This is a genomic window from Photobacterium frigidiphilum, from assembly GCF_003025615.1.
Lineage (GTDB): Bacteria > Pseudomonadota > Gammaproteobacteria > Enterobacterales > Vibrionaceae > Photobacterium > Photobacterium frigidiphilum.
Map to the genome: position 1 here is coordinate 52,914 of NZ_PYMJ01000025.1, position 14,148 is coordinate 67,061.

At 42.6% G+C, this 14,148-nt stretch carries 11 protein-coding genes; 1 reads left to right on the plus strand and 10 read right to left on the minus strand.

Annotated elements, in window-relative coordinates:
* Nucleotides 1-187 precede the first annotated feature (187 nt).
* From mazG to rlmD, 3 genes are all read right to left on the minus strand, one after another.
* Complete coding sequence (gene mazG, locus C9J12_RS20285; protein ID WP_107244349.1) at nucleotides 188-1,006, minus strand: nucleoside triphosphate pyrophosphohydrolase; 819 nt, start codon at nucleotides 1,004-1,006, stop codon at nucleotides 188-190.
* Nucleotides 1,007-1,173: 167 nt separating this feature from the next.
* Complete coding sequence (gene relA, locus C9J12_RS20295; RefSeq protein WP_107244351.1) at nucleotides 1,174-3,405, minus strand: GTP diphosphokinase; 2,232 nt, start codon at nucleotides 3,403-3,405, stop codon at nucleotides 1,174-1,176.
* A 41-nt stretch (nucleotides 3,406-3,446) separates the two neighbouring features.
* The gene (gene rlmD / locus C9J12_RS20300) at nucleotides 3,447-4,847 is read right to left on the minus strand and encodes a 23S rRNA (uracil(1939)-C(5))-methyltransferase RlmD (protein ID WP_107244352.1); all 1,401 of its coding nucleotides are present in this window, start codon (nucleotides 4,845-4,847) and stop codon (nucleotides 3,447-3,449) included.
* A gap of 120 nt (nucleotides 4,848-4,967) precedes the next feature.
* On the opposite strand from rlmD, the gene barA reads away from it, so the two are divergent.
* Complete coding sequence (gene barA / locus C9J12_RS20305) at nucleotides 4,968-7,751, plus strand: two-component sensor histidine kinase BarA (protein ID WP_107244353.1); 2,784 nt, start codon at nucleotides 4,968-4,970, stop codon at nucleotides 7,749-7,751.
* A 134-nt stretch (nucleotides 7,752-7,885) separates the two neighbouring features.
* On the opposite strand, the gene acpS is transcribed toward barA, so the two are convergent.
* From acpS to lepA, 7 genes are all read right to left on the minus strand, one after another.
* A complete protein-coding gene (gene acpS / locus C9J12_RS20310) occupies nucleotides 7,886-8,266 on the minus strand; it encodes a holo-ACP synthase (protein ID WP_107244354.1) in 381 nt (126 codons plus the stop codon).
* Complete coding sequence (gene pdxJ, locus C9J12_RS20315) at nucleotides 8,266-8,997, minus strand: pyridoxine 5'-phosphate synthase (RefSeq protein WP_107244355.1); 732 nt, start codon at nucleotides 8,995-8,997, stop codon at nucleotides 8,266-8,268. Before pdxJ ends, acpS begins: the two co-directional genes overlap by 1 nt.
* Complete coding sequence (gene recO / locus C9J12_RS20320; RefSeq protein WP_107244356.1) at nucleotides 8,994-9,704, minus strand: DNA repair protein RecO; 711 nt, start codon at nucleotides 9,702-9,704, stop codon at nucleotides 8,994-8,996. Before recO ends, pdxJ begins: the two co-directional genes overlap by 4 nt.
* An 8-nt stretch (nucleotides 9,705-9,712) precedes the next feature.
* Entirely contained in the window at nucleotides 9,713-10,618 is a 906-nt protein-coding gene (era, locus tag C9J12_RS20325) for a GTPase Era (RefSeq protein ID WP_107244357.1), read from the minus strand.
* A complete protein-coding gene (gene rnc / locus C9J12_RS20330; protein WP_107244358.1) occupies nucleotides 10,615-11,289 on the minus strand; it encodes a ribonuclease III in 675 nt (224 codons plus the stop codon). The genes era and rnc overlap by 4 nt, the downstream gene beginning before the upstream one ends.
* 10 nt (nucleotides 11,290-11,299) lie before the next feature.
* Entirely contained in the window at nucleotides 11,300-12,199 is a 900-nt protein-coding gene (gene lepB / locus C9J12_RS20335; RefSeq protein ID WP_107244359.1) for a signal peptidase I, read from the minus strand.
* A gap of 152 nt (nucleotides 12,200-12,351) precedes the next feature.
* Nucleotides 12,352-14,145, minus strand: a complete 1,794-nt coding sequence (gene lepA, locus C9J12_RS20340) for a translation elongation factor 4 (RefSeq protein ID WP_107244360.1) — start codon at nucleotides 14,143-14,145, stop codon at nucleotides 12,352-12,354.
* Between the last annotated feature and the right edge of the window lie 3 nt (nucleotides 14,146-14,148).

A 14,148-nucleotide genomic window follows, 5' to 3' on the forward strand; every position in this document is an offset into this window, starting at 1 on the left:
GAAATTAGTATACCAGACCCACTTTATTGCCACAACGTGAAAACTATCACAGCATTCATCGTTTTTTTTTGTCTCAAATCAATTATACCGACTGCATAGGTCAACTGGTCAAAAATCAACCGATAAATGTTACTCTTTTTAGCAAAAAAGACCAGTAAATATAAATCGAATAATCAATGAATTAAATTTATGACGACGATTCTTGGCGCTCAGTACGTTTCACTTTGTCCCATTCGTTATCCAACATATCCAATGAACAACTTTCTAAGCGCATCCCTTTTTCTAGCACACTTTTTTCAACTTGGCGAAATCGCTTTTCAAATTTTTTGTTTGCACGTTGTAAAGCAAGCTCTGGCTTTACCTTTAAATGGCGGCTTAAATTCACTACAGAAAATAGCAAATCACCCATTTCTTCTTCGATATTAGCTTGATTAGGTGACACTTGAATAACTTCATCCATGACTTCATCCAGCTCTTCTTTTACTTTATCAACCACAGGGGCAATCGTATCCCAATCAAAACCATGTTTTGAACAACGTTTTTGAATTTTGTCGGCACGGATCAAGGCGGGTAATGCGAGGGGAATATCGGCTAATACACTTTCATCGAGCCCTTTTTCATCTCGCTCTTTCGCTTTTTCAGCTTCCCAATTGGCGTTAATTGCTTCGTCGTCAGAAAATTGAGCATCACTAAAAACATGAGGGTGACGGCGCGTTAATTTTTCATTTAACCCAGCAACCACATCATTAAAATCAAACAAGCCTTGCTCTTTGCCAAGCTGGCTATAAAAAATTATTTGAAATAATAAATCGCCTAATTCTTCACGTACATTGCTCCAATTTTTTTTCTCGATAGCATCAGCAACCTCGTAAGCTTCTTCAATCGTGTGCGGAATAATCGAAGAAAAGTCTTGTTTAAGATCCCACGGGCATCCTTTTTGAGGATCACGCAGTGTCGTCATAATGTCGAGTAGCTGTTGGATTGGTGCTGATTTATGTTCGCTCATAATGGATCGCTATTGGTCTTTTGCAGTGATAAATATGGCTATGTCACGCATGCCGTTTGATTTCAGATTACCAGAAACAAAAACGGGAAGCACAATGCTTCCCGTTTTTACGTTATGGTACAAACTATTGGCTAAATCTGCCGTATTGATGCCTCAATCAAGCCTTGTTAATACAAACGCTTAGCTTCAGCAACGTCTTTAACTTGTTCGATACGCTTCAGCACTTTACTCAGTACTTCTAAATCGGTGAGTTCTAAATCAAAGTCCATAATCGACATCTGCTTTTTGTAGTCAATGCGACTTTTCATTCCCGCCACTTTTGCTTTTTCATTAGCTAAAGTATTGGTCAGCTCTTTAATCAAGCCATTTCGCTCTGAGGCAGTTACTCGCACTGTAATATTATAATTACCCACGAAACCACCACCCCACACCGTATGAATGATACGTTCTGGTACATGATGACGAAGTTCTGCAAGTTGCTCACAGTCATTACGGTGCACAGAAATACCACGACCTTGGGTGACAAAACCGACAATTTCATCACCAGGAATCGGCTGACAACAGCGTGCTAAATGGGTCATTAAATTATCGACGCCTTCAACAACAACAGCATCACGCTGAGGCTTTTTCGCACTGGTACTGATTTTGGTACTCGCTTCAGTCAGCTTATCCACTAACTGTTGGTCTTCCTCTTCTGCCGTTGGCTTATTAATAATCATGCTGATGTGATTAACCACTTGGTTAATACGCAAATCACCACTACCAATACCAACAAACAATTCATCTACGTTTTTAGCATTGAAACGCTTTAATGCATACACTTCTGCATCTTTAAGCTTGGCGCCGATTTTATTCAGTTCAAGCTCTAAGATTTCACGCCCCGCTACCATGTTTTTATCATGGGCTTGCCTACGGAACCACGCATGCACTTTGGCTCTTGCTCGACCTGAGGTCACAAAGCCTAAATTAGGGTTTAACCAATCCCGTGACGGATTCGCTTCTTTCTGGGTAATAATTTCAACCTGCTCACCCATCTGTAAGTGATAAGTGAATGGCACAATACGCCCTTCTACTTTGGCACCAATACAGCGGTGCCCAACTTCAGAGTGAATATGGTAAGCAAAATCAAGTGGGGTTGCATTTAACGGCAAATCAACCACATCACCTTTGGGGGTAAAAGCATAAACACGATCATCAAAGACTTGGCTACGTAACTCATCCAGCATTTCGCCAGAATCTGACATTTCTTCTTGCCACATAAGTAGCTTACGAAGCCAATTAATTTTCTCATCATAAGATGACTTCGCAGCGCCAGATGATGATCCTTCTTTGTATTTCCAGTGTGCTGCCACACCTAATTCAGACTCTTCATGCATTTGCTTAGTACGAATCTGAATTTCAATCGTGCGCCCTTCAGGTCCTAATACGACGGTGTGAATCGATTGGTAACCATTCGGTTTTGGATTCGCAACATAATCATCAAATTCTTTCGGAAGATGACGGTATTTAGTATGTACTACGCCTAATGCGGCATAACAATCTTGTAGCTGGTCGGCAATAATACGTACCGCACGTACATCAAATAGCTCATCAAATTCTAAGCTTTTCTTTTGCATCTTTCGCCAGATACTATAGATATGCTTAGGACGACCATGCACTTCGGCTTTGATGTGTGACGCTTTCATTGATTCATCTAAATCAGAGACAAAATGATCAATATAATATTCACGGTCGATACGACGTTCTGATAGTTGCTTAGCAATTTGCTTGTACACATCAGGGTGCTGATAGCGGAAAGCATAATCTTCGATTTCCCACTTAAGCTGACCAATGCCTAAGCGGTTTGCTAATGGCGCATAAATATTGGCACATTCACGTGCTGCTGTTCGGCGTATCTCATCCGGCTCATCTTTCACTTCACGCAGATTACAAATACGCTCTGCAAGCTTAATGACAACACAACGGAAGTCATCAACCATAGATAACAACATGCGGCGAATATTATCGACCTGTGCCGATTGCTCGGCACCTTCGGTGGTCGCATTCAACTGGCCAATCGCGGCCATTTGCTCAACACCTTTTACCAACTGCATGATAGTGGTGTTGTAATCTTCTTTAACTTGTTCATGTTGATAAATCCCTGCTTCAACCAGCGGGACTACTAACGCAGCGACCAGAGTATCTGCATCCATACTCAGGGTAACTAGAATTTCTACCATTTCGCGGCCACGCCATAATAATAATGACGTAGACTCTTCCTTAGTCGTTATTTCGATACATCGTTGATAGGTCTTTTTTAAGCGTTTAGACACCTTGGCATCTTGCTGCAGGCTATCAACCCATGATGAAAGCTCAAATGTATCATTTTCCTTTAAATGCGCACCGCGAACTGCGACCATTTTTCTGTCCTGTATTCTCTGTATTGGTGATAACTACCAAATCAAAGTTTGGTAACCACTCTCTTTTTTTTAACAGCCTTGGCTTTAACAAACAATGCCATCGACTCTAAATGCCCCGTCTGTGGAAACATATCTAACATGCCAAGACGTTCCAACTGATAACCTTTTTTCAGTAATACCTGACTATCTCGTGCGAGTGTAGCCGGATTACATGATACATATACTACCCTTTCAGGCTTAAGCTTCACTACGTGCTCCATCACACCTGCAGCACCTGCACGTGCGGGATCCAATAATATTTTATTGAAAGGTTCTCGTGCCCATGCAAGCTTTGTCACGTCGTCATCTAAATTAGCTTGATAAAACGTAGCGTTATTCTGCTTGTTGCACATTGCGTTCTCTGTTGCACGATGAACCATTTCATCGATACCTTCAACTCCAACCACTGCTTTTGCATGTTTTGCGAGCGGCAAACTGAAATTACCTAGCCCACAAAATAAATCCAACACACGGTCGTTAGGCTGAAGATCTAACCAATCTGTCGCTTGTTCTACCATTTTCTTATTCACATCACGATTGACTTGAATAAAGTCTTTCGGTGAAAAATGTAATGTTAAATCATCTAAGCGATAGTACGGGGTTTCGCCGTGAATCAACTCGATGTCATCTGAGGTTGGCGCTAAGAATAGGATAACATTTTGCTCTTGGGCAAAATTAAGAATCAGCGTCATGTCTTTGTCAGAAAAAGGCTTTAGATGTCGAATCAATACAACACGACCATTATCGGCTTCAATAAGCTCAATATGACCAAGATGCCTTTGTCCTTTCAATGTAGATAACAGACTACGTAAAGGGGGTAAAAGTTCATTCAATGACTCGGCAAGCACTGGGCACTGCTTCACATTAACAATGTCTTTGCTCTGTTTTTTACGAAAGCCAAACTGTAACTGTCCATCTTTACCTAGCAGAACACTAAATCGAGCGCAGCGACGATAATGATGTTCAGCCGCTATAATAGGAGTAACTTGTTCGATTGCTGCTCTTTGTTGATCACCAGCTCTTTGTTTATCAACAGCAACTTGTTGGTCACCAGCAAATTTTACCATCAAATCGCTTAACGCCTGCTGTTTAGCAAAAACCTGACCTTGATGCGATAAATGTTGCAAGTTACAACCACCACACTGGTCATAGATCGGACAATGCGGTTTAATACGTGCTGGACTGTCAATAAGACGCTTGATGACTTTAGCACGCGCATACTGCTTTTTATCATCAGTGATTTGAACCAATGCTTTTTCACCCGGCAACAAACCGTCAACGAAAATAGATTTATTGTTTAGATGACCAATACCAGCACCCAGATGATCTAATCGATTAATAACGATTTCTTTGTGCTTAGTATCAGTGATTTTACGTTTTTGAGGCTTAAAAAAGCGTGCCATAGTGTTTTGACTCACGAAAAGACATTGGTTTATTGTCGAATAGCCCTAGTTTCTTTAAGCTAGGGCCACAAATGGACCACAATTCTCCCACAGAATCGCATTCTTGTAATTAAGAGAACAATGAGCAGATACGGACTTCGTGCCAGGGTCTTCACCCTGACATTAGCACCAACACTAATTATAGGCCTATTATTGAGTGCCTTCTTCACGATGAGCCGCTATCGAGATCTTGAGCACCAGCTGATTTCTACAGGTTCTAGTATCATCGAACCTTTAGCTATTTCATCTGAATATGGGATGACAGACAAGAACCGTGAAGCAGTGCGCCGTCTGATCAGCTACACCCATAGAAAGAACTCTCAAATCATTCGAAGCATTGCGGTTTTTGATGCAGATAATCAGTTATTTGTGACCTCTAATTTTCATCGTAATTTTGAAACCTTGATGTACCCCACGGGTCAACCTATTCCATTATTACTTGAAACACGATTAAGTGATAACTCACTGATATTAAGAGCCCCGATATTAGCCGAAGGGCAGTTTGGCAGTAACAACTCGATCAGCTATCAAGGTAAAGCATTGGGCTATATCGCCCTAGAATTAGACCTTAGCGCCTTACGCCTGCAACAGTATCAAGAAGTCTTTACGGCTTTAATGGTATTACTGTTTGGACTTACGCTCTCTTCATTATTTGCGTACCGCTTGATGCAAGATGTGACCCGCCCTATTTCACATATGGTGAGTGTAGTCGATAGAATTCGACGAGGGCACCTCGACATTCGAATTGAAGGGCAACTGCTTGGTGAGCTGGATACGCTTAAAAATGGTATCAATGCGATGGCTATCTCGCTGTCTGAATACCATATCGAAATGCAACAAAGCATCGATCAGGCCACTTCTGATTTACGAGAAACGCTTGAACAGCTGGAAATTCAAAACGTTGAACTGGATATTGCAAAAAAACGCGCTCAAGAAGCAGCACGTGTAAAATCGGAATTTTTAGCCAATATGTCGCACGAATTGCGAACACCACTCAACGGTGTTATTGGCTTTACCCGTCAAATGCTAAAAACACGATTGAGTTCAAGCCAGCACGACTATTTGCTCACCATTGAAAAATCGGCCAATAACCTCTTAACCATCATTAATGACATTCTCGACTTTTCTAAACTGGAAGCGGGGAAATTATTACTGGAAAACATTCCATTCGATTTTACGGAATCACTTGATGAGGTAATGCGTTTACTGGCACCAAGCGCGCATGAAAAAGGGCTAGAGTTAACACTAAAAGTTGACCATCGTATCCCTGCAGGCTTAATTGGTGATCCACTGCGTATTCAGCAAGTTATTACCAATTTGATCGGTAATGCCGTGAAATTTACCGAACGAGGCAACATTGATGTTTCGGTTGAATTAAAGAGCAGTAAAGATGAAAACATCGATCTACAATTTACTGTTCGCGATACCGGTATTGGTATTTCTGAGCGTCAACAAGCCCAATTATTCCAAGCCTTTAGCCAAGCAGATGCCAGTATATCCCGTCGCTATGGCGGTACAGGTTTAGGACTTGTTATTACCCAGAAGTTAGTCACGCAGATGGGCGGAGAAATCAGCCTAACCAGTCGCTTACATCAAGGCTCAACATTCTGGTTCTCGTTAAAAATGCTCAAAACCGATCTTCCGGTCTCTCAACCAATCGATACTACCTTGTTAGAAGGTAAGAAAATTTTATTGATCGAACCAAACATGCAAGCGGCATCGGTAGTACAACAACGCCTTATTAAAGCGGGCATGTTTGTCACTTATCGTTCCACCATGCCTGAAGAGGTAGAGCATCATCACTTTGCCTTAATTTGTTTACCTCCCGGTCAACAGCCACCTATCGCGATACTCTTGGATCGCGTATTCAAAGCAGAACAAGTTACTGACAAGGTTATCATTAGCCTACCAACCACTGAATTGGCCTTATCTGAACGCCTGATAAATGCAGGGGTATCAGCTTGTTTAGGCAAGCCTCTTTCACATCGTAAACTGTTTGAAGTGCTGAATAATGAGCCTGATGACATCTTAGAACCGGAGTTATTATCATTACCAGAACCAGCCCAAAAAATTGAGCCTCTCACTGTAATGGCCGTTGATGATAACCCTGCGAACTTGAAGCTAATCTCGGCATTATTAAGTGAACGTGTCGAAACGGTTATTACCGCAACAGGTGGTAGAAAAGCGGTTGAATACGCGCATCAAAAAGCATTTGATCTGATCTTTATGGATATTCAAATGCCCGAGATGGACGGTGTAACGGCATGTGAAGCGATTCACAAAACGGAGTTAAACCATTCAACGCCCGTCATAGCGGTAACAGCACATGCTATGCCTGGCGAGCGTGAGCGCTTAATTAATGCCGGTATGGATGATTACTTAACCAAACCTATCGAAGAGCATATTCTTCAGCAAATTCTGGCGAAGTGGAATCAACATCCAGAAAATGAACACAACCAAAATACGATTATTAATATAGAACCTGACGTAATTTCAACGCAGCAACAGCTGGCTCAAGACAGCAAAGATATCAGCTGGGATTGGGATTTAGCACTGAAGCAAGCAGCAGGAAAAGAAGATCTTGCCAAAGACATGCTGCAAATGCTGCTTGATTTCATGCCTGAGGTTGAAATGCTGGTCAATGAAGCACTTGATGGGAAAGAGATTGAGTTATGGCCACCGATTCACAAACTGCATGGTAGCTGTGCATACAGTGGTGTACCTCGCTTGAAGAATTTATGCTACACCATTGAAACCCAGCTTAAAGCCAATGCAACGGTCGCAGATATCGAACCAGAGCTCTTTGAGTTAATGGATGAAATGAACCACGTTGTAAAAGCCTCTAAAGCATTTAGAAACAGGTAAGAGGCTTACCTAAACGAGGTTCATTGGTTGCTACTTAACTGATAGTAAAAAGCGCCGAAGGTAGTGTAAACCTTCGGCGCTTTTTTATTCTAATTTTTTACTCACGTAAATCAGAAAGCTGGTATGCAACATAACTAACTTTCAAGAATAACCGTTGCAACGGCATACCGCTTTTCATCGGCTAAAGTCAGGTGCACATGTTTCACACCCATGCTCTCTGCCAGCTCTGCAGCCTTGCCCGATAAGGAGAGTAAAGGCTTACCGCGTTCATCGTTACTGACGGTAAAATTTTGAAACGATACCCCGCACGCAATGCCAGTGCCCAAGGCTTTCGACGCCGCTTCTTTGACCGCAAATCGCTTGGCTAAGTAACGGGCTTTCAACTTGAGGCTGTGGTAAATCACCAACTCGGAGGGCGCAAGAATACGTTCAGCAAAAGCATCACCAGAACGGGCAAAAACTTTCTCTACCCGTTCAATATCAGCAATGTCTGTGCCCAATCCGATAATCGCCATTAACGACGCGCGTCCAGCATTTCTACTTTCATGTCAGCGACAGCTTTGTTCAAGCCATCGAAGGCTGCACGGCCAATGATAGAGTGACCAATGTTCAATTCATACAGTTCAGGCAGTGCCGCTATTGGCTTCACGTTGTGGTACGTCAGGCCATGGCCCGCGTTCACTTTGATACCTAAACCATGTGCGTAAGTCGCTGCTGAAGCAATTTTCTCTAGCTCAGCTTGCTGAGCTTCTTCTGTTTCAGCATCGGCATAGTGACCCGTGTGCAGCTCAACAAATGGGGCGCCACACGCCAAGGTCGCGTCAATTTGCGCGCGATCTGCATCGATGAACAACGATACTTTAATACCCGCGTCTGTTAGCTTTTGCGTCGCGGCTTTAATTTTTTCTAGCTGGCCTGCAACGTCTAAACCGCCTTCAGTGGTCAACTCTTCACGTTTCTCTGGTACTAAACATACGAATTCAGGTTTAGTGTCTAGTGCGATGCTTACCATCTCATCAGTCACTGCCATTTCTAAATTCATACGTGTTTGAATGGTTTCTTTCAGGATACGAACATCACGATCATTAATATGACGACGGTCTTCACGTAGGTGAACCGTAATACCATCTGCGCCTGCACGCTCTGCAACTTCAGCGGCATGTACAGGATCTGGGTAACGCGTACCACGAGCATTACGTAACGTTGCAATATGATCGATATTGACACCAAGAAGTATGTTGTTCATTTTCCGATATTCCTTGTTCGAGGGATAAACAACTCCCTACTTTTTAATGGTTTCCCGCCAAGATACGGCTTTAAGGCTATCCGTGTAAAGCGTTTTGCGGCCTTGAGCTGATCTGGGGTTTCAAAGCGTCGAGCAGCAATTGCCAGTAATTGATTACCAGTAAAAGTGAAGTGCCCGGTCATCATTGAAGCAATGAAACCTTTTTGCTCTCGATAGTGATACGTCATAAGATCATCAACCGGTAAACCACTACCAGCACAATGAAGAAAATCAATGCCGTAACCAAGGTGATGCAATAAGGCTAATTCGAAACGTCGCAATGCAGGCTCTGGGTTATCCGCTTGCGCTAACTCACGTAAGGCATTCAAATAATCCATAAACAGCACAGGATAAGGGGTGTCGTTTTCAAGCACTCGGGCCAATACCTCGTTAAGGTAAAATGCCGAATAGAGAATGTAGCCGCGCATAGGCAGACTAATACTGATAGGCTCGGCGTGGGTCAATGTTTTCATTGAGCCACGACCGGTCCATTTCATAAACAGAGGGGTAAAAGGCTGAAGGGTGCCTTTTAAACTGGAACGCTTTCGTCGTGCACCTTTCGACAAAATAGTAAGACGGCCATAATCCTCGCTAAAAACATCAAGGATCAGACTCGTCTCACTATATGGACGAGAGTGAAGGACAAAACAACGCTGTAGCCCCTCCATTGTGTTCCTTATAGATCGTCGGTGTAACCTAGGCTGCGCAATGCACGTTCGTCATCTGCCCATCCGGATTTCACTTTAACCCATAGTTCTAGGTACACTTTACGTCCGAATAAATCTTCCATATCAATACGGGCTTCACGACCGATGACTTTCATCTTCTCGCCGTTTTTACCGATAACCATTTTCTTTTGGCCTTTACGCTCAACAAAAATCAATCCGTTGATATCAAAACCATCCATCTTAGGATTGTAATCAAAACGCTCGATTTCAACCGTAACAGAATAAGGAAGTTCTTCACCCAAGAAACGCATTAGTTTTTCACGAATGATTTCAGATGCCATAAAGCGCTGTGAACGGTCAGTCACATAATCTTCAGGGAAGTAATATTCACCTTCAGGAATGTGTGCACGCACAATTTTTTCTACTGTATCAACGTTAGTACCGCTTTTCGCAGAAATTGGCACCATATCCACAAAGTCCATCTTCTTAGATAGCGCATCTAAATGCGGGAATAAATCGCCTTTTTCTTTAACGTTATCAACTTTGTTGATCAACAGTACTGTAGGAAGCTCACTTTTCTTAAGCTTATTCAGCACCATTTCGTCATCATTAGTCCACATAGTACCGTCAACTAAGAACAATACTAACTCAACATCGGTCAATGAGCTGCTTGCTGCACGGTTCATCAAACGGTTAATCGTACGCTTTTCTTCAATGTGAAGACCAGGAGTATCAATAAACACCGCTTGGTAACCATCACGGGTATCTACACCCATAATACGGTGACGTGTAGTTTGTGGTTTACGTGAAGTGATCGAAAGCTTCTGCCCAACCAAACGGTTAAGTAGAGTCGATTTACCAACGTTAGGTCGGCCTACGATGGCTATAAAGCCGCAATGTTGTTTCTCTGTCATGATTCCAACTGCTTAAGCGCAAGTTCTGCTGCTGCCTGCTCTGCCTTGCGCCGACTGCTGCCTTTACCAATAACAGGCTTATCCAAGCCCGTCACTTCACATTGCACCGTGAACTCTTGATTATGAGCTTCACCATGCACCTTAGTTACAGTATACGCTGGAAGTGCTAAACGACGTCCTTGTAAACACTCTTGCAGACGTGTTTTAGGATCTTTCTGGTTAATACCAGGTTGAATCGTTTCAAGACGAGACTGATACCAAGCTAGAATAACCTTACGTACCTGTTCCGTATCACTGTCCAGATAAATTGCACCGATAATCGCTTCTACGCAATCTGCTAGAATTGAATCACGACGGAATCCGCCACTTTTCAGCTCACCTGGACCCAGTAATAAATAATCACCAAGTTCAAATTCACGGCCCAACTCAGCGAGCGTTTTACCACGAACCAGCGTTGCTCGCATACGGCTCATATCACCTTCATCCACATGAGGAAAACGGTGATATAAGTCATCGGCAATAACAAAGCTTAAGATCGAATCGCCTAAAAATTCTAAGCGTTCATTATGCTTTCCATTAGCACTGCGGTGTGTCAGTGATAATGTCATCAATTCGCTACTATTAAATTGATACCCCAGCTTACGCTGGAGCCTATTCGCAGGAGATGTCATTTTATCTCAATCAGTTTATGCTACCGATGCGGTTAAAACGCACATCAGTAGGAATCCAAGATGGTAGTGCACTATCAGCACCTCGTTCAAACTCAAAGCTGATCCAGATCGCGACCGCCTTTCCGACTAAGTTCGCTTCTGGCACAAAGCCCCAGTAACGACTGTCTGCACTATTATCGCGATTATCACCCATCATAAAGTAGTGTCCTTCAGGCACAACCCACTCAGTGATTCCCGGACGAGGCTGGTAAGCCAACGTACGATCACGTTTTAATGGATTCACTAAAATTTGATGATCTGCATCACCCAACTTTTCATTAAATTGCACTAAACGCGTCATATTTTGAGTGAACTCACTGTCAGCCATATTGGTTAACGGCACAAAGGTACAATCTGCAGTGCCTTTCGGCGCAATACAAATTTGCTTATCTGCGCTGTAACGAACAGTATCACCAGGCATACCGACTACACGTTTAATGTAATCAATATTCGGTTGAGGTGGGTATTTAAAGACCACAACATCGCCACGTTCAGGTTCACTTGTTTCAATCAACTTATGACGGAAAACAGGATCGCGCAAACCGTATGCGAATTTCTCAACCAAGATGAAATCGCCAATAAGTAGCGTTGGCATCATCGAGCCGGATGGGATCTGGAACGGCTCATAAACAAATGAGCGAAATACCATTATAAGCGCAATCACCGGAAACATAGAGCTAGTTGATTCTATCCAGCTCGGTTGCGGTGCTACGGTTTCTAGGGTTTTAACATCTACTTGATCGCCAGCATTTTCAGCTGCCGCATCAATTTTCAATTGACGCTTTGGCGCCCAGACAAACCTATCAAGAGCCCAAATGAGCCCGGTAAATAATGTCGCAAGTACCAAAATTAACGAAAAAGTATTAGCCATTGTATTCCCTAATCAATGTAACAGTTCAGTTTTATATCGCTGATCTACTCAAAAATGTGTTTACGCATTAAATGAAAATGCTGATTTAATTATTATAAATCAGCATTTAAAGTATTAATATAAACACACAGGTAATGAGATAAGCTATCTACTTATTTTTTACCTACATGTAAAATAGCTAAGAACGCTTCTTGAGGTAGCTCGACATTACCGATCTGCTTCATACGTTTCTTACCAGCTTTCTGCTTCTGTAGCAGTTTCTTCTTACGACTGATATCGCCACCGTAACACTTAGCAATAACGTTTTTACGTAACTGCTTAACGGTTGCACGGGCAATAATCATACCGCCAATCGCCGCTTGAATTGCGATATCAAACATCTGACGAGGAATGAATTCCTTCATTTTATCGACTAAATCACGACCGCGACCATTCGCATTGTCTTTGTGCGTAATAATAGCAAGTGCATCTACACGTTCGCCGTTGATCATTACATCAACACGTACCATGTTTGATGGTTCGTAACGCTGGAAGTTGTAATCTAGCGATGCATAACCACGTGATGTCGATTTCAAACGGTCGAAGAAATCCAATACTACTTCTGACATCGGAATATCGTATGTCAGCGCAACTTGGTTTCCATGATAAATCATATCGACTTGCATACCACGTTTTTCAATACACAAGGTAATCACATTACCTAGGTATTCTGATGGTACCAATATATTACAACGTGCAATTGGCTCACCAATGACTTCAATATCATTGACTGCTGGTAGCTTTGATGGGCTATCAACATAAACGGTGCCGTTGCGTGTCGTTTCTACTTCATAAACAACCGTTGGTGCCGTTGTAATAAGATCAAGATCGTATTCACGTTCTAGGCGTTCTTGAATGATTTCCATGTGCAACATGCCAAGGAAACCACAACGGAAACCAAAACCAAGTGCAGTAGAACTTTCTGGTTCATAGAACAAAGATGCATCGTTTAGGCTTAATTTACCCAGTGCATCACGGAAATTCTCATAATCATCAGAAGATATAGGGAATAGACCCGCATAAACCTGAGGTTTCACTTTCTTAAAACCAGGTAATGGTTTTTCACAGCCATCTTTAGCTGTAGTGATCGTATCACCAACTGGTGCACCTAAGATGTCTTTAATACCACAAACAACCCAACCAACTTCACCGGTGTTCAGTTCTGTCGTGTCGATTTGCTTTGGTGTAAAGATACCCAGACGGTCAATATTCCAAACCTGACCAGTACTCATCATCTTAATTTTTGCATTTTTCTTTAGTGAGCCGTTTTTAACTCGAACCAAAGATACAATGCCTAAATAATTATCGAACCATGAGTCAATGATCAAGGCTTGTAACGGACCTTCAGGATCACCTTCTGGTGGTGGAATAGCTGCAACGATGTTTTCAAGAACATCTTCAACGCCTAAGCCTGTTTTCGCAGAACAGCGCGTTGCATCTATCGCATCGATACCTACGATGTCTTCTATTTCTTCTGCTACACGCTCTGGATCAGCAGCTGGTAAGTCGATTTTATTCAAAATCGGCACCACTTCTAGGTCCATTTCCATTGCTGTATAACAGTTAGCTAATGTCTGAGCTTCAACGCCCTGACCGGCATCAACCACCAGCAAAGCCCCTTCACAGGCTGCTAATGAACGCGATACTTCGTATGAGAAGTCAACGTGTCCTGGTGTATCGATGAAATTAAGCTGATAAGTTTCACCATCTTTAGCCGTATAGTCGAGTGTTACACTCTGGGCTTTGATAGTGATACCGCGTTCGCGTTCAAGATCCATGGAATCTAAAACCTGCGCAGACATTTCACGATTGGAAAGGCCACCACAGACTTGAATTAGACGGTCGGATAAGGTCGACTTACCATGGTCGATATGTGCAATAATCGAAAAGTTACGAATGTGCTTCATGAA